This is a genomic window from Butyricicoccus sp. AF18-9LB (genome assembly GCF_027684505.1).
Lineage (GTDB): Bacteria > Bacillota > Clostridia > Oscillospirales > Butyricicoccaceae > Agathobaculum > Agathobaculum butyriciproducens.
Genome location: NZ_JAQCWA010000013.1, coordinates 1 through 19,410 on the forward strand (window position 1 = coordinate 1; position 19,410 = coordinate 19,410).

The following is a 19,410-nucleotide window of genomic DNA, read 5'->3' on the forward strand; positions in this document are numbered from 1 at the left end:
AACCAGAAGCGTTTGTCAAGAACTTTTTTCAAATTCTTTTTTGAAGAATCAAGTCGTTCTAAATCAAACTTTTCGGTTTTGCGCTTGTCTCTCAGAGACAGCTTTAATAGGATACCAAATCCCAGAGCATTTGTCAAATACTTTTTTCGTTTTTTGCAAAAAATTTTGCTGCAAACGAAAAACGACGGCTCATGCCGTCGTTTTCTCTTTCTCCCGATGTTCGGACAAAATCAGACCGCCGAGCGCCAAAACCGTGCCCAGCCACATGATCGGCGTCATGGTTTCGTGCAGAATCAACGCTGAGCTTACTATTGTAATAACCGGCGTTGCATAAATGTACACGCTGGTTTTCACCGGACCGAGCAGGAAAACCGCGCGATTCCACGTCACAAAGCACGTTGCAGACGCACAAAGGCCCAGAAACAGCAGATTTGCCAGATGAACCGGCTGCGTCCACACGCTCAAACCGGACGGAAACCCTTCAATCACCGCAGGAACGAGCAAAAACAGCAAACCGTATCCAAAAATGCGGCAGGTAAGCGGAATGGTACGGTAGCCCATGTGACCAAGCTGGCGCACGAGCACCGAGTACACACCCCAGACCAGAGCCGCGCCTACGCCGAGCAGTGCACCAATCGGGCTGAAATGCAGCTCACTGACGCCCGCGAGCGACACGAGCGCGACACCCGCCATCGCACAAACAAAGCCGAAAAAGAACCATTTGCTGAGTTTTTCGTGCAGCACGACCGCTGCGATCAGCGCGGTAAACAGCGGCGCTGCCGCTACGATAACACCGACCAGCGACGCGGAAATGTACGTCAGCGCAATATTTTCCATCAAAAAGTACAGCGTAACGCCCGAAAGACCGGCCAGTGCAAACAATCCCTCATGCCACCGTTTCTGCGGGCGCATGAGGCCCTTGCCCACGATGAGCAGTGCCAGGAAGCCGAGCGTGAACCGCGCTACCATAATCTCCAGCGGCGTGAACGCGCGCAGCAGCACCTTGGTGGAGACAAATGTCGTGCCCCAGACAAGCACGCTGAACGCGCCGAACAAATGCCCCTGTATTCTGCTATTTTCCTGCATGATATTCTCCTTTTCAGCGAAAACAGGCGGTTACGGCTTGACCCAGTTCTCCTGTCCTGCGAATGCGTTATACGGTGCCGGATTGAAATGATTGATCAGACCGCTTCTGAGCACAACCTGCTGCCGCTCAAATGCCAGCGGAATGAGCGGCATTTCGTTCAGAAATGTCGTGTACAGACCCTCCGTATTCTCGCCGCTGCGGTACGCCGTGATGGCATTGCTCATGTCCTCACTCGAGTACGATCCATAGTTCAGTCCGCCCTGCGGAGACAGCAGCGGGCGCAGATCGAAGTCCGGCGTCAGCTGGGTTTCGCCGTAGTACGCGTCGAACGATCCGCTCTGCAGCATGGAAACATAGGTATCATACGGCTCCTCATCCACCGTGACATTGACGCCGTTCAGTGAATTCCACGAAGCCGCGACCTGTTTTGCCGCCGCTACCTTAAACGCGTTGTCCGAGTTGACGAGCAGGCGGAACGAAAGCTGCACGGTCGCCGCATCCATCACTATCGTATCGGTTACTGCAGTATCGGTCGAGCCGGAACCGTCCGTAGAATCGGTCGAATCGCCGGAGTCCGTATTCTCATTGTCCAAAAGCACAACTTCCCCGTCCGAAACCGTCGAATCGGTCCGGTTTTTCGGTGTGCGCACGGTCAGAAAATCCACCTTGTAATCGGTATCGCTTGCCCGGCCGCTCGTATAATAGATAAAGTCGCCGTCCTCGTCGTAGTAGCCGTCCTCCTCGGAAGAGTCCGAAGAAGTGTCCGAATCATCATCGGAATTGTCCGTAGAATCCGAATCTCCGTCCGAAGAATCGGTATTGCCGCCGCTGCCGCCTGCCGAAGCCGCACCCTCCTGTGCCGCCTCGCGCAGCAGCTGTGCCGCAGTCATCAAATCCGCCGACAGGCTGTACGACACGCCGGTGTCCGCCGGCTGCGGATTGATCGGCAGCACCGCCGGATCGGCATAATCCTGCAGCTGGGTTGCACACAGACCCTGACGGCTGATCGCCATAGAAAGCGCCTGCCGCACTTTTGCATTCGTGAACTGGCTGTTATTGTAATTCAAACCGATATAATGCAGCATAGCACTGCTCACCGGAACGGTATCGACCTCGCCGGTGAATGCGATATTCTGGTCGTCCGGCGCAATACGGGCGCTGCGCATGATGGATACATCGCCGGTGCGGAAGCTGGTGTCCGCCGCATCCGCGCGCGTCATTTTGACCAGCGTAATGTGCCGAATGGTGCCGAGAAAGCCGCCGTGCCAGTTCTCGTTGGCCTCCAGCGTCCATGCGGCGCCGTTCTGAACCGGCTTGTACGGTCCGGTGCCCTCGGCGAACTCTCCTTCGTCAGTCGTACCCGCCCGATAGATCGGAATATCCAGCAGTTTCGGGAAGTTGACGTTCGGCGACGCAAGCGTAATGCGGACCATGCGCTTTGTCACCGCTTCGATCGAGGAAACCTCGGTCAGTCGGTTGTGGTACGGCGAACTTTCGTTTTCCAGCACAGTCTTGAGACTTTCGGCAACATCACTTGCCGTCAGCTCCGCACCCGACCAGAACTTGATGCCCTTTTTTATCGTAAAGCTGAACGTGGTTCCATCGCTCGTATAATCCTCGCACAGCTCGTTTTCGAGTGTAAAATCGCTTTTTATCTCAAAAAGGCCCTCGTAAAGCGCCTCACGCAGCATGCTGTTGACCTCGGTGCCGTCCATGACCGGATTGAGCGTTGTGCCCGAGCGATACCACGCCAGACCGAAATACGCGTCCGACACATCCACGTTGTCTACCGGTGCGCCGTCGCCGTCGTTTCCCTGTCCAAATGGGAACGTGCAGCCGCTGAGCACGACCAAAGCCGCCATTGTCAGTGCCAGCGCACGTTTTTTCCAACTTTTCATTGTATTGATCCTTTCGCTTACAGACAGATCATGCCGCCCTGCACGCCGCGCACGCCGTGCGTTACGCGGTGCGACCAGAACTCATCCGAATGACACATGGTGCAGATGCCGCTGTCGATCACATTTTCTGCCGAAAGTCCAGCATCCTGCAGCAGCTTTACGCCAATGCCCTGCAGGTCCACATGGAATTTCGGACCTTTCTCCATAATGAACGGATGCACCTGTGCACCGAGCAGCTCTTCCATCGCTTCCGGCACATCCGCATCCGTCTCGAAGCACTCCTGCCGGATGGACGGACCGAGCACGGCGATCAGGCTTTCACGTTTTGTGCCGAGCTGCTCCGCCATCACATCGACGGTTTTCGGCAGGATACCTGCCGCCATGCCGCGCCAGCCGGAATGACACACGCCTGCGGTATGCGTCGCCGGATCATATAATAAGGTGACAACGCAGTCCGCGTAAAAGCCGATGATGGGCGTGTCCGCGAGTGCGGTCACGATCGCGTCCGACTGCCATTCCATCGGGCGGTGCAGACCCATGCCGACCTTGTCCTCGGTCACGACCGACACCTGCGTGTCGTGGATCTGCTTGGTGAGCGTCATGCGCGTCTCATCCACGCCAAGCGCCTCGCCCAGCAGGCGATAGTTTTCGCGCACATTCTCCAACTCGTCACCGCGGTTGAAGCCTAAATTCAGGCTTTCGCACGCGCCCGTGCTCACACCGCCGAATTTGGTGGTGAAGGCATGCCGCACCGGAATCCGTCGGCAGGTATAATATACGAAAGAACCGCGCTGTACGCGACACATAGACTCGTTCATAATCGTTCCTCCTCGTCTCTTCCATGAGGGAATACAGAATTATTATAGCAAATCGCCCTGCCGTTCACAAGAGCGCACACCGGCCGTTTTCAAAAAACGCCAAAAACCGCGTATGTCAGCTTGTCTTTTTCTTGACAGTTTGACGAATAGGCTTTACAATTAAACATAGTATAATACCTGCTGTAACAGAGCCGGTGCCAATGGTGAGCACGGCTTTTTTCAAAGGCATTATCTGATTGAACCGATAGCTTTATTTCTATCGGAACCGCATTTTTCTTTTGACAGCGCAAAACTCTGATTTTTTCGAGCGAAGCTTCGCTTTTTCGGCGTATTCCGCCTTTATTCTTCGTGCAGTGCTCATGCGTGCTGCGCGTGTTTCACCGCGGAATCAGCCTGTTTTCTGCCGAACCGTCGCTCTGTTGAGAAACAGCACCGCAGATCTGCGGTATTGTCTTGGTTTTGTGCCGTCTCCCAAAATTCGTAAATAGGAGGACACACCAACAGACATGAGCAACATCATCATACCGATCATCACCGGTATCGTGTGTCTCGCAGTAGGCGTAATCATCGGATTCCTGTATCGCAAGAGCGTTGCGGAAAAAGAGATCGGCTCTGCCGAGACCGAGGCCACCCGCATCATCAACGAAGCGATCAAGGCCGGCGAGACCAAAAAACGCGAATCCATACTCGAGGCAAAGGACGAAATCCACAAGCAGCGCGTCGAAGCCGACCGCGAGCTGAAGGAACGCCGCAATGAGACCCAGCAGCTTGAGCGCCGCCTGATTCAGCGCGAGGAAGCACTGGACAAGAAGAGCGATATGCTCGACCGCAAGAATGATGACCTTAGCCGCCAGCTGGACGCAAGCCAGAAGGAAAAGGAAGAACTCGAGCGCATCAAGCTCGAGCAGGTAGAAAAGCTGGAACAGATTGCCAGCATGACCCGCGACGAAGCACGCGATATGCTCGTCCAGTCCATTGAAAACGAAGCGACCCACGATGCAGCCGTCAAGCTGCGCGAGATCAATCAGCGCCTGAAGGACGAGAGCGAGCAGACCGCCCGTGAGATCATCTCGACCGCAATCCAGCGCTGTGCCGCCGATCAGGTATCCGAGGCAACCGTTTCGGTTGTTCCGCTGCCGAACGACGAGATGAAGGGCCGCATTATCGGCCGAGAGGGACGCAATATCCGCACGCTGGAAACCCTTACCGGCGTAGACCTCATCATTGACGATACGCCCGAGGCGATCACCCTGTCCTCGTTCGATCCGGTTCGCCGTGAAATCGCACGTCTGGCACTCGAAAAGCTGATCGTTGACGGTCGTATCCATCCGGCCCGCATTGAGGAAATGGTTGACAAGGCTCGCCGCGAGGTGGAGCAGATCATCAAGAGCGAAGGCGAGCGCGCTACCTTCGAGACCGGCATTCACGGCATTCATCCCGAGCTGGTCAAGATCCTCGGCCGCCTGCGCTACCGCACCAGTTATGGTCAGAACGTCCTGCAGCACTCCATCGAGGTGGCTCACATTGCCGGCATGATGGCCAGCGAACTGGGTCTCGATCCGGTTCCGGCACGCCGCGCAGGCCTGCTGCATGATATCGGCAAGGCCATCGACCACGAGGTTGAGGGCAGCCACGTTCAGATCGGCGTAGACCTTGCCAAGAAGTACAAGGAATCCCAGCCGATCATCCACGCCATCGAGGCACACCACGGCGATGTGGAGGCAAAGACCATCGTAGCATGTCTGGTTCAGGCAGCCGATGCCATCTCCGCTGCACGTCCGGGCGCTCGCCGCGAGAACCTGGAGAACTATATCAAGCGTCTGGAGAAGCTTGAGAGCATCGCCAACGAGACGCCCGGCGTTTCCGGTTCGTTTGCCATTCAGGCAGGCCGCGAGATCCGCATCATTGTCAACCCGGAGAAGGTTTCGGACGACAAGATGGTGCTTCTTGCCCGCGAAATCGCCAAGAAGATCGAGAACGAGCTGGATTATCCCGGCCAGATCAAGGTCAACATGGTACGCGAAACGCGTGCGATCGACTACGCAAAGTAAAAAGCATCCCCTGCAAGTATCGCTCTTGCAGGGGATTTTTTCGCCCTTTTTCCGCTTTTAATCTTTATTGCAGACGATGAACCGTACACCGTTCTTCACATTTTCCGCTTTGCAGGTCAGGCCGTGCAGCGCAAGGATTTTCTGCAGAATGGCCAGTCCCAGTCCGTGTCCGCCTGCGCGGTCGCGCGCCTTATCGCCGCGATAGAACATCTCGAACAGGCGCGGCAGCTCGGTCTCCGGAATGGGTTCGCAGTCGTTCTCGACGGTCAGCAGGTGATTGCGGCTGTTCGTCAGCCGAACGGACACGCGCCCGTTTTCCGGCGAATACTTGGCGGCATTCTCCAGCAGACAGCCGACGGCACGCCGCAGCAGCGTTTCGTCGCCGCGGATGCGCACACCGTCCGCAATATCGACGGTCAGACGGCGTTTTTCAAACAGCGGTGCATACTCGGTCAGCATATCGTTTACAAGTGCGGTCAGATTGAGCGTTTTGCGGTTTTTCAGCTCGTCCGTGCGGTCCAGACGGGTGTAATCCAGCATTTCGCGCACAAGGCCGTTCATCCGCGCCGTTTCCTGCTCGATGGCGGCAAGATAGCGCGCGTTTTCCTCCGGTGAAATGTCCTGCGCGATGGCCTCGGCGTACCCGCCGATGAGCGCAAGCGGCGTTTTCAGGTCGTGGCTTGCCGCCGAGACAAACTGCTGTCGTTTGTCCTCGAGGTCGCGTTCGCTGTCCCAGCGGGTGTGCAGAGTCGCCGCCATTTCGCTCAGCGCACGGTTTAGCTCGCCGATTTCGTCTCCGCGGTTCAGGTCAGGTTTGAATTCGTCGAATGCGAGAATGGATACCCTATTGGCTTCTCTTGCCGTATCAACCAGTGGGTCGGACACCATTCGACGCACAATTTTATAAAAGAGGAACAGGAAAATCAAGTACAGCGCAATCGTGATAGGCAGCATAAGGCGAAAACAAGTACCGTATGCGTTTTCTCGATTGACCAGCGCCGCCGTAGCAAGAAGCACCTCGTCATCATACGGCATCCCCTGAAACGTGCCGACATACCGTTTCGAGGCCCGTACTTCTGCCCATTCTTCGTCCGGTATGTTTTCGCCGTCTATCGCCCGCAGTTCGGTATCCAGATAGCGCAGTGCGTCAAAGTAGCCCTCCATCACTTCGTCCGTGCGAAATGGCCATTTCCCCGGTATGTATGCACCTATGTACTCGCCTCCGTCGGAGCAGAACTGATTTGTTTCCTCAACCGGTGTTTGCGCCGTCCATTCCTCATAAACAATCTGAATTCGATTCGGGAAAAAGACAAATTGTGTATCTGTCTTGACTTGTCGGCCATAGACTGTAATTATAGGCTCAAGGTCGTGATCGTGATTGAATGCCTCGTTCATTTCACGCAGCGATTGCTCGGAGAAATCACTTAAATCAATGCCATAGCAGCAGCCTGTTGCCGGACGATACTTCAGCATCAGCGGCGATCTAATCAGAACCCGCTTATGATTTTCATCATAATACCGTATGATATAGGGCGTATCTATACCATCTCTCCACAGGTTGGCGCGCAGCAGATCGTATTCCGCTGTGCCTTCTGCCGGGTAGCGCGCTGCATCGCCTTTCAGAACTTCAAGGTCACTCATCAGCAATCCCGTACTTGCTCTCATGCTGGCATTAGCTTCCTCTCGAGCTTTATCCTGCGCAAGCTTTGCCACTTGCCACACCCACGGCACCACAAACACCGCCAGAATCACCGCCACGATCGCAGTCAGCCTTGCCGCGATGCCGATTTTACGAAACCGCTTTTTCATGTTGATCCCCCCAATCGGTAGCCCTTGCCGTACACCGCACGGATATGCTGCGACGCTGTGCCGAGCGCTTTACGCAGGCTGGCAATGTGCCGGTCGATCATGCGCTCGTCCCCGTCGAAATCCGTGCCCCATACCCGCTCGATGAGCAGGTCGCGCGACACCGTGCGTCCCTGTTCGCGCAGCAGCAGCTCGAGGATTTTTGCCTCCTTGGGACGCAGATTTATTGGGTTGCCGTCCACCGTTACCGTGCCGGACGCCGTGTCCATCAGGATATTCGCGTAGCCGAGCTCACTCGCGCCCAGCCGCAGACCGCGGGCCCGCCGCATGAGCGCCTGCGCCTTTGCCACCAGCACCGGAAACGAAAACGGCTTGGTGATATAATCGTCCGTGCCCGCGCGGAACCCTGCCAGCGTGTCACCCTCCTGCCCGAGTGCCGTGACAAAAATAACCGGTACGTCGCTCTCCTGCCGCACGGCTTCGCATACTTCGAGACCGTTCAGGTGCGGCATCATCACGTCCAGCACCAGCAGGTCGAACGACTGCTCCTGTGCCAGCACGAGCGCCTGTTCGCCGTCATACGCCGGTGTCACCGCTACGCCTGCCGCCCGAAAGAAATCCTGCATCAGCGCGGATAACGCCTTGTCATCCTCTGCTAAAAGAATGTGTCCTGCCATTTGAGGTGCCCCCTCTCTATCTGTATCTCACTGTTACGGCTATCCTTTTCCTGTATTTAGTATAGCATAGAATTGTCCATTCTTTATCCAATGAAAAAAGCCTTTCCGAAATTTTTTCGGAAAGGCTTTTGTATAGTTCGATTTAGACGGCTTCTTTACGCCTGCGGCGGGATACAGCCCACGCCGTCCAGAATAAAGTGCGGACGGTATGCGTAATTTTCCACATCCTTGCGGGTAGTGCAGCCGGAGAGCACCAGAACGGTGTCCAGACCGGTTTCGATGCCGGCAACGATGTCGGTGTCCATGCGGTCGCCGATCATGGCCGCCTCGTGCGAATGCACGCCCAGCAGGCGCAGACCGGTACGCATCATCAGCGGGTTCGGCTTGCCGACATAGTATGCCGTCTTGCCGGTGGCCAGCTCGATCGGCGCAACCAGTGCGCGGCACGCCGGAATGATGCCCTGCTCGGACGGGCCGGTCAAATCGGAGTTGGTAGCAATCAGGCGCGCGCCCTTGTTGATCAGATCAACGGCCTTGAGGATGGTCTGATAGTTGTAGGTGTTGGTCTCGCCCGCAATAACGTAATCCGGGTCAACATCGTTCATCACGATGCCCGCCTCGTACAGCGCACCAACCAGACCGGGCGCACCGATAACATACGCAGATGCGTGCGGCTTCTGGCTGGCGATGAACTTCGCGGTAGCCAGCGCGGAAGTGTAGAAATGCTCCTCACCGATCTCCAGACCCATGCGGGCCAGCTTCTGCTGCAGCTCAAGCGGCGAACGCTCGGAGGAGTTGGTCAGGAAAAGGAAGCTCTTGTTTTCACGCTGCAGCCAGTCTACAAATTCAGGTACACCGGGCAGCAGACGGTTGCCGTGATAGATAACACCGTCCATATCGCAAATGAAGCCCTTCTTGTCGCGAAGCAGCTCTAATTCTTCGTTCATTATGCTGATCTCCTTTCGGTAGGCGACCCATGCTGAAACAGCATAGCCGGAAATCTTTTTGTCCATTCTTATTATGCGTAAAATTTCCGCGAACGTCAAGAGCCAACCGAGGAAAAAATGTTAAATCCTCGTAAAGAGCTGAAAAGAGAGCGGAGAGCGAGGAGTGGAGAGTGAAGATTTTCTTCTCCGGGCGTATACCAAAGGACACAGGCGGCTCTGCCGCTGTGTCATTTTTAACAAACACCCAAAAGGACCCGGAATCGATAATTCCGAGTCCTTTTGGGTGCAATAGCCCTTACAGGCGCAAGCCTGTCAAGGGTGTCCCCTCGTTCCAAAGGGCACAGCCCTTTGGAACGAAGCGCAAGCCTTTACGGCTCGAGGCGGTTCATATCACGCGGGAACATAGAAGCCTCGCGGATGTTGTTCAGCCCCAGCAGCTGCATGGTCAGGCGCTCCAGACCAATGCCCAGACCGCCGTGCGGCGGCATGCCGTACTTGTGCAGCATGGTGAAGGACTCAAACAGCTCGGCGTTCATCTTGCGGGCCGCCAGCTTGTCCATCTGCTCCTGATAATCGTGGATACGCTGACCGCCGGTGGTGATCTCCAGACCGCGGAACAGCAGGTCGAACGACAGCGCCAGCTTCGGATCCTCCGGGTCGTCCTTCGCGTAGAACGGACGCTTTGCGGACGGGAAGTGCGTTACAAATACGAAATCAGAGTCGTGCTCCTCCTTTGCCCACTGGCACAGCAGCACTTCTTCGTCCGGATTGAGGTCGTAGCGGTTCTTGGACTTGTGACCGAACTTCTCCTCCATGATCTGCTTGGCCTCGTGGAAGCGGATAGTCGGGATCTCCTTGATCTCCGGAACCTCGGCGTTCAGCATAGCGAGTTCCTCAGCGCAGTGCTCCTTAACGTAAGCCATAACGGACTTCAGCATGCCGGTCTCCATTGCCATTACATCGTACATGGAATCAATATAGGCCATCTCGAAGTCCAGACCCATGTACTCGTTCAGGTGACGAGAGGTGTTGTGACGCTCTGCACGGTAAACCGAGCCGATCTCGTATACACGGCCGAATGCACCGGCAAGGTACTGCTTGTGGAACTGCGGGGACTGTGCCAGATAAGCCGGGGTGCCGAAGTAATCCAGCTTGAACAGGTTTGCGCCGCCCTCAGCGCCTGCAACTACAATCTTCGGGGTGTGGATGTGGGTGAAGCCCTGCGACTGCATGTACTGTGCAAAGCCGTCAGCGATCGCACCCTGTACGCGGAAGATCGCCTGCTTGCGCGGATGACGCAGCGTGATCGGACGCAGCGGCAGATCAACATCGAGGGACAGGCCCATATACTTCTTGCCGAGCGGTACCGGCAGCTGGTCGTACGGCTTGCCGAGGATGGACAGTGCGCTCAGAACGACCTCAACGCCATGCTCTGCACGCGGCTCCTCACGAACGGTACCGGTAATCTCGAGTACCATTGCGTCCTTGATGTCCGAACGCTTGATGCCGCCGATCTCGTCACCCTGGAAGGTGCACTGGATCAGACCGCGCTCAACGCGCATTACAACAAAAGAAAAGTCAGACATATCGCGTACACGGTGAACCGTGCCGCGGAACGTGACCTCGCTGCCGACTGCTTCGCAGACGCGCTTTACGGTGTCAACGTACTGACCCGCTTCATGAATCATTTCCATAATATTACGCCTCTCTATTTACAATTTTCAGATAGAGTTATTGTAGCATGGATTTAATGCCGTGACAAGGTTTTACCAGTGAAATCCACGCTGTTTCGACAATTTTTCTTATCGTTTCAGCCGGCGGAGCACCGCCTGTACTTCCTCGCGGCCCTCACCGCTGACGATAATGCACACTGCATAAACGCCCGCACCGACCACGACAGCCGCGCCAAGGCGAATGAGATTGCCGACCGGCAGCAGCGTGCATGCAAAGGCCGCCGCACCGCACAGCAGCGCCGAAACGATGATGCGCACCAGGCTGACCGATGCCACGCGGAACAGGAATCGGCTGCGCACGCGCACACAGGTAATGATAAAATAGGACGCAAATGCGACCACCGAACCGAGCGCACCGCCGGTAAATCCAAGCGTTTTGAGCAGAATGACACTCGAAACCACCTTGATAACCGCTGCAATCGCGCTGTTCTGCAGAACGTGTACGGTGGACTGCTCCAGCTCATATGCCTTGTTGGCGTATTCGGTCAGGCCCATGAACAGCATGGCAAGCGCGGTATACGCGATGACCGGCGCACCGGCAGCGTACTTCGCGGGGAACAGGAACCGGCTGAGCGGCAGCGCAACCGCCGTCAGACCTGCAACCGCAGGCACGGCGATCAGCAGATACAGCCGCACGCCCTGATCGAGCAGCGGCTTTGCTGCGGCTTTGCCGCCCTCACGCCAGCCGCGCAGCACAGCAGGATACACGCCGCGCATAATGCCGACCGAGATCATCGTGAACAGACCGCTCGCGATCGAGTTGTTATTCGAGTAGTATGCGTACAGAATGTTGCCGTAAAAGCCGACAACGAGGTATTTGTCGATCTGGTTGAGCAGCGCCACCGAAATGGAAACGCCCATCAGCGGTACGCCGTATTTGAGGAACCTGTTCAGCAGCGGCTTGGAGAAATATTTCAGCCGCACAACAACCGGCAGGCTAAGCGCAAACACCGCACCGATGGTGGCTACGCCGTCCGCAATGGTATTGGCGAAGATAGCCGGGAACGGCGACGGATAATTCGACTTGCCGCCGACAAGCGCGAATGCAACCGCGAGCTTGAGCACCGCCGAGGTCAGCGACCACAGGATGGACGCTTTTACTCTGCCGAGCTGAATCAGCGCCGCATTGAGCACCTGAAACGCCGTGTAGGTGCAGAACATCAGCGCGCCGCCCAGATAGACCGGACTCTGCGTCACAGCCGCCGTAATGCAGCAGCCGATGGCAACAAGCACGCACAATCCCACATAGATGGTAGAAACCGTGGAGAACAGGCCGCGTCCTTCATCGGCGCGGTACTCCTCACCGACATAGCGGGTGGCGGAATTCGCCATCCAGCCCGCAAGGATGAGGTACAGCAGCTGTATCGTGGTGTTGGTCAGGTTGAATGCACTGACCGCACCCTCCACAAAGATGTGGGAATACAGCGAGGAACACCCGATGACGAGCAGTCCCTCGACCACCTTGGCCGGCAGGAACAGCATGGCATCGCGCGTCATGGTATTTTTAGAGGACAAAAGAAAAACCCTCACTTTCCGTCAGATAAAATCAGTATACCATGTTCTGAGCAAAAAAACAAACTTCGTTTGCCAAAATACTGCCGAAAAAGACGACATTTACCGCGTCCGAGTTTTGCAATCCCCCTGTTTTCATGGTATACTGATTATACTTGTCAAGTGGAGGTATTTGACTTTGCGAATCATGCATGTAATGGGCGGCGGCGATGTAGGCGGCGCCAAGACCCAGATTATGAATACCGTGACCGGACTCAACCGCAATAACGATGTGATGCTTATCTCGTTCCGCGCAGGTCCGTTTGCGGATGAAGCGCGCGAACGCGGCATTGATGTGCGCGTGATCGAGCGGCACAATCCATTCCGCGCGGCACGGACCATGCGCGACCTGGTAGATGCGTTCAAGCCCGATATAATTCACTGCCACGGCGGCCGTGCCAACCTGATGGGAGCCATGGTGCGCCGCAGCCGTCAGGTGCCGATCGTCACGACCGTGCACTCGGATTACCGGCTGGACTACCTCGGCAGTCCGCTCAAGCAGTACACGCTCGGCACGGCGAATGCCATTGCCCTGCGCTTTCTCGACTTCTATCAGCCGGTCGCGGACCGTATGGCGCGCACGCTCATCGAGCGCGGCTTTGACCCGGAGCGCATTGTAAAAATCTACAACGGTATGGATTTTGACCGTCCGAAGGGCGAATTTGACCGTGTGGCCTATCTGCGGGACACCTACGGTGCCGAGATTGAGGACGGCGACGTGCTGTGCGGCATTGCCGCGCGTCTGACCGCCGTCAAGGATATTGCGACCACCATCCGCGGCTTTGCCGAGGCGCTGAAATCCGCGCCGCAGCTGCGCCTGTTCATCGCCGGCGACGGCGAGGACGAGGACATGCTCAAAAAGCTGTGCGACCAGCTCGGCGTGCGCGAGCGCGTGACATTCTGCGGCTGGGTATCACCGGTCATGCCGTTCTTCCGCGCGATGGATATCAACCTGCTGTCCTCGGTGTCCGAAACCTTCCCGTACTCCATTCTCGAGGGCGTTTGTGCCGGCTGCGCGACCATCTGCTCGGATGTCGGCGGCATGCCCGAGCTCATCGACACCGGCGAAAACGGCTATATCTTCCCGGTCGGGGACGATAAGCGGCTGGCGGAATATCTGGTCCGTCTGGGCAACGATGCCGCGCTGCGGCAGAAATTTGCGGATGCGCTGTACGAAAAAGCCTCCCGCGATTTCTCGCGCGACAAGATGTGCGAACGCCAGATGGAAAACTACCGTCACCTGCTGGCACGGTTCCATCGTCCGAAAAACGAGCGTGAGAGCATTGTCATCTGCGGCGCGTACGGACGCGGCAACGCCGGTGACGATGCCATCCTCGAGGCCATTGTGCAGGAGATGCGCCAGCTCGATCCCGAACGCACCATCTGCGTTATGTCGCGCAGACCGAAGGAAACGCGCCTGATCTACCGCACGAACGCCATCTATACTTTTAATGTGTTCTCCGTCCTGCGCAGGTTCCGCCATGCCGCGCTGTATATCAACGGCGGCGGCTCGCTCATGCAGGATGTCACGTCCACCCGCTCGATCTGGTACTACTGCTACACGCTGTACGCCGCCAAAAAGCGCGGCTGCAAGGTAATGATGTACGGCTGCGGCATCGGTCCGATCAACCGTCCGGGCAACCGCCGGATGGCCGCCAGAACCATTGATACATCGGTTGACCGCATCACGCTGCGCGATGACAATTCCCGCGCACTGCTTGCCGAAATGGGCGTTACCCGGCCGGATATCCGTGTTTCCGCCGACCCGACCATCATTCTGACGCCGGCGCCGCGTGAAATCGTCAATATCGCCCTCGAGCAGAGCGGCATTGACCCGAACGGAAAGTATATCGGCTTCGGTCTGCGCAACTGGAAGGGTCTGGACACGGCTCTGCCCGAAATCGCGGCTGCAGCCAACTACGCCTATGAAAAGCACGGCCTGACGCCGGTTTTCGTACCCATCGAGTTTCCGAGCGACCTCATGCCCGCAGAACGTGTCGGCGCACTGCTGCACTGTCCGTGGCACGCCGTGCGTACCCGACAGCCCATCGAAGTCACCATCGGCATCCTCTCCCGCATGAAAACCGTGGTCGGCATCCGACTGCATTCGCTGATGTTCTCCGCCGGTCAGGGCGTTCCGGTCGTCGGCATGAGCTACGATATCAAGGTGGACGGCTTCCTGAAATATATCGGCAGCCGCACCTGTCTGCAGCTTTCGTCCGTCAAGGCGGAGCCGCTGTGCCGCCTCATCGACGAGTGCGTCTCCGGTGCGCTCGATAACGAGGTGCACCGCACCGCGGAAATGCTGAGAGAAAGAGAGTCCGAGAATGTGAAGGGTGCAGCGAAGCTGCTGAACATTTCCGAAAACTAAACCGCAGGGCGGGCTACCTTGCGATATATGATAAAACAATCCACTAAAGGGGTTATATAGATATGAAGAACCACATCGTCTGTCTTTCGACAACGAACTACCATCCTCTGCCGACGCGCAAGCAGAACGTGATGAGCCGTCTGCGCAACAGCGAAATCCTGTATTTTGATCCCCCGGTGTCGCTCATCGCACCGCTCAAGGACAAAAAAGCCTCCGCCTATATCGAAAAGTACAAGCAGCCCGGCGAAAAGGTCGAGGGACACGAAAACATCACTGTTTACGCACTGCCGCCGGTACTGCCGTTTTTCAACAAGTTCCGCTGGATCAACAAAATCAACCAGAAGCGGCAGGCGGCGTTCATCCGCGAAAAGATGCGCGAGCATGGCTTCGGTGACGAGACCGTGCTGTGGTGCTACTCGCCGTCCTCGTGCGATATTGTGGAGCACCTGCCGCACTCCAAGCTGGTATATGACTGTGTAGACCGTCATTCCGCATACAAGGGCCACATCAATCCCAAGGTTGTGGACAAGATGGAATGCGATCTGGCCAAGCCTGCCGATCAGGTATTCGCAACTGCGGTCGGTCTGGCAGAGACACTGGAAAAGATCAACCCGACCACCCAGATGATCCCGAACGGCGCGGCTTACGAGATTTTCTCGCGTGTACAGACCGAGAAGGACACCCTTCCCTGCCCGGAGGACATGAAGGATCTGCCGCATCCGATCTACGGCTTTGTCGGCATGCTGCAGGAGTGCATCGACTATGCACTGATCGAAAAGCTGGCGAAGAGCCGTCCGAACGCGACGATTTTCCTGATCGGACGCACGCTGCCGGGTGTTGACCTGACCAACCTCAAGCAGTACCCGAACATTGTATTCCACGGTCTGGTGCCGCAGCCCGAACTGCCCGCATATCTGGCGCAGATGGACGTCTGCCTGAACGTATTCCGTGCCGGTGCGCTCTCCAAGGACGTTTCGCCGCTCAAGTTCTACGAATATCTGGCAACCGGCAAGCCGATCGTTTCCACGCGCGAGCCGCTGCAGGTCGAGGATTTCAAGGATGTGGTCTACATTGCCCGCAATCCCGAGATGTTCCTGCCGCTGTGCGATGCCGCTGCCAAGGAAAAACGTCCGGCATGGACGGAAAAACGCCTTGCCTACGGCGCGCAGTGCTCGTGGACCGAGCGCGTGCACCAGATGGAAGAGGTGCTTTATAAAAAGGGCGTTCTGCACGAAAGTGCAGAGGAGTAAAATTTATCTTTGGGCATTTACACGAATCCCGAAAAAAGCGGGTAAAATACTTGCATTAACAAGTTAAATTAGCTAAAATAAATATGTATCGTCACCGTTGGTTTTAAGAAAGAGGTGTACACATGACCGGCAGCGTATTTTTGAACCAGACTGCAGCTGAACAGTTTTTCGTTCTCGGGCATTCGTGCATTCTCTCGGGCATCGGTGCACATAAATGAGCGATTATAGGGCACGGGTATACCCGTGCCCTCATTTGTTTTTGTAGGAGGAATAACAAATGAAAAAAGTTCTCGTTGTCATGGGATCCGACAGTGATCTCAAGGTAATGGAAAAGTGTGTTGACCGTCTGAAATCGTTCGATATTCCGACTGAGGTCCGCATCTGCTCCGCGCACCGCACCCCGGCAGCTGCCGAGCAGCTGGCGAAGAACGCGGCAGCCGAAGGCTTCGGCGTTATCATCGCGGCGGCAGGCAAGGCCGCACACCTCGGCGGTGTACTGGCGGCTTACACCACGCTTCCGGTAATCGGCGTGCCGATGGCCACCAGCGTGATGGGCGGCATGGACAGCCTGCTCTCCATCGTGCAGATGCCCAAGGGTATTCCGGTGGCAACCGTTGCGATCGACGGCGCAGACAACGCCGCCATCCTCGCAGCACAGATGATCGCCCTGTCGGATGACGCACTGGCACAGAAGCTCGCGCAGTTCAAGGCCGATATGGCAGCGGAAGTTACCGCAAAGGACGAAAAGGTTCGCGCTCAGTTCGCGTAATCTATATAGGTATCTCTGATACCGCATCCCCGCAAGGTAAAGGCATTGGGGCCGCTCCCATTGGCAGCTTCGATGTACAACCTGCAAACAACATTGTTTCAAATTAACACTACTTATACAAATGGAGGAATTGGACATGGAAAAGAAAGAACAGCTGTACGAAGGCAAGGCTAAGAAGGTATTTGCTACCGACGATGCAAATCTCGTAATCGTTGACTACAAGGACGATGCAACCGCATTCAACGGTGAGAAGAAGGGCACCATTACCGGCAAGGGCGTTATCAACAACGTAATGAGCAATCACATGTTCCAGCTGCTCGAGCAGCAGGGCGTGCCGACCCACTTTGTTGAGCAGCTCTCCGAGCGCGAGACCCTGGTAAAGAAGGTCTCCATTGTACCGCTGGAGGTCATCATCCGCAACATTTCCGCCGGTTCCTTTGCGAAGCGTTTCGGCGTGGAAGAGGGCATCGTATTCGACGAGCCGACCATCGAGTTCTCCTACAAAAACGATGAGCTTGGCGACCCGCTCATGAACGCTTACCACGCGATCGCACTGAAGGCTGCTACCCGTGAGGAGATCGAGACCATCAAGGCAATGGCCTTCAAGGTAAACGAGGTTATGAAGCAGTACTTCGATACCCTGAACGTCATCCTCGTTGATTTTAAGCTCGAGTTCGGCAAGACTGCGGACGGCAAGATCGTTCTCGCGGACGAAATCTCTCCGGATACCTGCCGCCTGTGGGACAAGACCACCAAGGAGAAGCTGGATAAGGACCGCTTCCGTCGTGATATGGGCGGTGTCGAGGAGGCATATCAGGAAATCATGAAGCGCGTTATGGGCAAGTAAGCCCATCCGCAAGGCAAGATTCGGACAAGAAAAGGCTGAAGAATGAAATATCGTATTTTAAGAAAAAGCAGCACTCCGTTTGACAAGGTGCATGAGGAGTGCGGTGTATTCGGTATCGCAGCGCCGGAAGGCAAGGAGATTTCCGCCGCGCACGACGCGTATACCGCACTGTTTGCTCTCCAGCACCGCGGTCAGGAGGCTGCCGGTATCGCCGTAAACAAAAACGGCGTGATCCACTGCCATAAGGACACCGGTCTGGTCAGCGCCGTGTTCAATCAGGAGATTCTGGACAACATGCCCGGCTCGATGGCTATCGGTCATGTGCGCTACTCCACCACCGGCGATACCCGCCGCGAGAATGCGCAGCCGATCTCCATCACCCATGTAAAGGGCAATCTCGCGGTTGCGCACAACGGCAACCTCGTAAACGCAGGCGAGCTGCGCCGCGAGATTGAGCTGGACGGCGGCATTTTCCGTTCCTCGAACGACACCGAGGTGCTGGTATACACCATCGTTAAGGAACGCCTCAAGTGCGGCTCTATTGAAGAAGCCGTTATGAACACCATGCACCGCATCGAGGGTGCCTACTCTCTGGTCGTTATGTCTCCGCGCAAGCTGATCGCGGCACGCGACCCGCACGGCTTCCGTCCGCTGTGTATCGGCCTGCTGGACAACGACTGCTACATTTTCGCTTCCGAGACCTGCGCTCTGGACGCGCTCGGCGCAAAGTTCATCCGCGATGTAGAACCCGGTGAGGTCTGCGTTGTCGAAAACGGTGAGCTGCGCTCCATGCACTGCGGTATCGAGTGCAAGTCCTCCGCGTGCGTATTCGAGTACATTTACTTTGCCCGTCCGGACTCCATCATCGACGGTGCATCGGTTGAGCTGGCCCGTCAGGAGGCCGGCAAGTACCTGTCCATCGAGCATCCGGTCGGCGCTGACGTGGTTATCGGCGTACCGGATTCCGGTATTCCGGCAGCGATCGGCTACGCAAAGTTCTCCGGCATTCCGTACGGCGTGGGTCTCATCAAGAACCGCTATATCGCCCGCACCTTTATCCAGCCGGGCCAGGACAAGCGCGAGCGCTCGGTGCGTCTCAAGCTGAACGCCCTGCGCACCGCCATTGAGGGCAAGCGCGTGATCATGGTCGATGACTCCATCGTCCGCGGTACGACCTGCGGCCGTCTGGTAAAGCTGCTGCGCGACGCAGGCGCGGCTGAGGTTCACATGAGAATTTCGGCGCCACCGTTCCGTCATCCCTGCTTCTTCGGCACGGATATTCCGGAGCGCAACCAGCTTCTCGCCCACAACCGCACGGTTGAGGAGATGCGCGAGATCATCGGCGTGGATTCGCTCGGTTTCCTGTCGCTCGAGGCCTGCCGCAAGATCGCAGTCGGCTGCAAGCTGGGCTTCTGCGATGCATGCTTCTCCGGCGAGTACCCGATTCCGGTACCCGAGCAGGTGGATAAGAACATGTTCGAGATCGAGATTCCGCTCCCCGCTAACAAAGACTAACTTTTGAATTGAGAATGGAAAATGGAGAATGGAGAATTGCGGTACGGCGCACCGCGCCGCATAAAATAATCGCGCATTGCGCGAATCCGC

General features: G+C 56.4%; 14 protein-coding genes. 6 read left to right on the forward strand and 8 right to left on the reverse strand.

Going from position 1 to position 19,410, the window contains the following annotated elements; all coding sequences use genetic code 11:
- Positions 1 to 189: 189 nt before the first annotated feature.
- From PGY33_RS08975 to pgeF, 3 genes are read right to left on the reverse strand one after another with little or no spacing between them, the layout of a single operon-like run.
- Positions 190 to 1,086, reverse strand: a complete 897-nt coding sequence (locus PGY33_RS08975) for a DMT family transporter (RefSeq protein WP_110435895.1) — start codon at positions 1,084 to 1,086, stop codon at positions 190 to 192.
- A gap of 30 nt (positions 1,087 to 1,116) precedes the next feature.
- Positions 1,117 to 2,985, reverse strand: a complete 1,869-nt coding sequence (locus tag PGY33_RS08980; protein WP_270478288.1) for an ABC transporter substrate-binding protein — start codon at positions 2,983 to 2,985, stop codon at positions 1,117 to 1,119.
- A 17-nt stretch (positions 2,986 to 3,002) separates the two neighbouring features.
- Positions 3,003 to 3,803 carry a peptidoglycan editing factor PgeF gene (pgeF, locus tag PGY33_RS08985; RefSeq protein ID WP_117492101.1) on the reverse strand — a complete coding sequence of 267 codons (801 nt, stop codon included), beginning with the start codon at positions 3,801 to 3,803 and terminating at the stop codon, positions 3,003 to 3,005.
- Positions 3,804 to 4,309: 506 nt separating this feature from the next.
- Between pgeF and rny the strand changes: the two genes are divergently transcribed.
- Complete coding sequence (gene rny / locus PGY33_RS08990) at positions 4,310 to 5,854, forward strand: ribonuclease Y (RefSeq protein WP_117752096.1); 1,545 nt, start codon at positions 4,310 to 4,312, stop codon at positions 5,852 to 5,854.
- Positions 5,855 to 5,911: 57 nt separating this feature from the next.
- Here rny and PGY33_RS08995 read toward each other — a convergent pair whose 3' ends face one another.
- The 5 genes from PGY33_RS08995 to PGY33_RS09015 form a co-directional block, all read right to left on the reverse strand.
- The gene (locus tag PGY33_RS08995) at positions 5,912 to 7,663 is read right to left on the reverse strand and encodes a sensor histidine kinase (RefSeq protein WP_118753667.1); all 1,752 of its coding nucleotides are present in this window, start codon (positions 7,661 to 7,663) and stop codon (positions 5,912 to 5,914) included.
- Positions 7,660 to 8,337: a response regulator transcription factor gene (locus PGY33_RS09000; RefSeq protein ID WP_270478291.1), complete on the reverse strand. Its 678-nt coding sequence runs from the start codon at positions 8,335 to 8,337 to the stop codon at positions 7,660 to 7,662. The genes PGY33_RS08995 and PGY33_RS09000 overlap by 4 nt, the downstream gene beginning before the upstream one ends.
- Before the next feature lie 155 nt (positions 8,338 to 8,492).
- Entirely contained in the window at positions 8,493 to 9,284 is a 792-nt protein-coding gene (locus PGY33_RS09005; RefSeq protein ID WP_270478292.1) for an HAD-IIA family hydrolase, read from the reverse strand.
- Positions 9,285 to 9,652: 368 nt separating this feature from the next.
- A complete protein-coding gene (gene aspS, locus PGY33_RS09010) occupies positions 9,653 to 10,978 on the reverse strand; it encodes an aspartate--tRNA(Asn) ligase (protein WP_270478294.1) in 1,326 nt (441 codons plus the stop codon).
- Between the two features lie 108 nt (positions 10,979 to 11,086).
- The gene (locus PGY33_RS09015; RefSeq protein WP_270478296.1) at positions 11,087 to 12,532 is read right to left on the reverse strand and encodes a lipopolysaccharide biosynthesis protein; all 1,446 of its coding nucleotides are present in this window, start codon (positions 12,530 to 12,532) and stop codon (positions 11,087 to 11,089) included.
- Positions 12,533 to 12,716: 184 nt separating this feature from the next.
- Here PGY33_RS09015 and csaB point away from each other — a divergent pair, with 184 nt between their 5' ends.
- From csaB to purF, 5 genes are all read left to right on the forward strand, one after another.
- Positions 12,717 to 14,939 carry a polysaccharide pyruvyl transferase CsaB gene (gene csaB, locus PGY33_RS09020; protein ID WP_270478362.1) on the forward strand — a complete coding sequence of 741 codons (2,223 nt, stop codon included), beginning with the start codon at positions 12,717 to 12,719 and terminating at the stop codon, positions 14,937 to 14,939.
- Positions 14,940 to 15,001: 62 nt separating this feature from the next.
- On the forward strand, positions 15,002 to 16,189 hold the full coding sequence (locus PGY33_RS09025) for a glycosyltransferase (RefSeq protein WP_270478298.1): 1,188 nt from the start codon (positions 15,002 to 15,004) through the stop codon (positions 16,187 to 16,189).
- A 277-nt stretch (positions 16,190 to 16,466) separates the two neighbouring features.
- Entirely contained in the window at positions 16,467 to 16,958 is a 492-nt protein-coding gene (purE, locus tag PGY33_RS09030) for a 5-(carboxyamino)imidazole ribonucleotide mutase (protein ID WP_110435884.1), read from the forward strand.
- 136 nt (positions 16,959 to 17,094) lie between these two features.
- The gene (purC, locus tag PGY33_RS09035) at positions 17,095 to 17,805 is read left to right on the forward strand and encodes a phosphoribosylaminoimidazolesuccinocarboxamide synthase (protein WP_110435883.1); all 711 of its coding nucleotides are present in this window, start codon (positions 17,095 to 17,097) and stop codon (positions 17,803 to 17,805) included.
- A gap of 42 nt (positions 17,806 to 17,847) precedes the next feature.
- On the forward strand, positions 17,848 to 19,320 hold the full coding sequence (gene purF / locus PGY33_RS09040; RefSeq protein ID WP_118753664.1) for an amidophosphoribosyltransferase: 1,473 nt from the start codon (positions 17,848 to 17,850) through the stop codon (positions 19,318 to 19,320).
- Positions 19,321 to 19,410: the final 90 nt, after the last annotated feature.

Coding starts and splice junctions, on each gene's coding strand:
- purF (WP_118753664.1), top strand. CDS start 17,848: ATGAAATATCGTATTTTAAGAAAAAGCAGCACTCCGTTTGACAAGGTG.
- rny (WP_117752096.1), top strand. CDS start 4,310: ATGAGCAACATCATCATACCGATCATCACCGGTATCGTGTGTCTCGCA.
- purE (WP_110435884.1), top strand. CDS start 16,467: ATGAAAAAAGTTCTCGTTGTCATGGGATCCGACAGTGATCTCAAGGTA.
- PGY33_RS09005 (WP_270478292.1), bottom strand. CDS start 9,284: ATGAACGAAGAATTAGAGCTGCTTCGCGACAAGAAGGGCTTCATTTGC.
- pgeF (WP_117492101.1), bottom strand. CDS start 3,803: ATGAACGAGTCTATGTGTCGCGTACAGCGCGGTTCTTTCGTATATTAT.
- PGY33_RS09000 (WP_270478291.1), bottom strand. CDS start 8,337: ATGGCAGGACACATTCTTTTAGCAGAGGATGACAAGGCGTTATCCGCG.
- PGY33_RS08980 (WP_270478288.1), bottom strand. CDS start 2,985: ATGAAAAGTTGGAAAAAACGTGCGCTGGCACTGACAATGGCGGCTTTG.
- PGY33_RS08995 (WP_118753667.1), bottom strand. CDS start 7,663: ATGAAAAAGCGGTTTCGTAAAATCGGCATCGCGGCAAGGCTGACTGCG.
- PGY33_RS09025 (WP_270478298.1), top strand. CDS start 15,002: ATGAAGAACCACATCGTCTGTCTTTCGACAACGAACTACCATCCTCTG.
- purC (WP_110435883.1), top strand. CDS start 17,095: ATGGAAAAGAAAGAACAGCTGTACGAAGGCAAGGCTAAGAAGGTATTT.
- csaB (WP_270478362.1), top strand. CDS start 12,717: ATGCATGTAATGGGCGGCGGCGATGTAGGCGGCGCCAAGACCCAGATT.
- aspS (WP_270478294.1), bottom strand. CDS start 10,978: ATGGAAATGATTCATGAAGCGGGTCAGTACGTTGACACCGTAAAGCGC.
- PGY33_RS08975 (WP_110435895.1), bottom strand. CDS start 1,086: ATGCAGGAAAATAGCAGAATACAGGGGCATTTGTTCGGCGCGTTCAGC.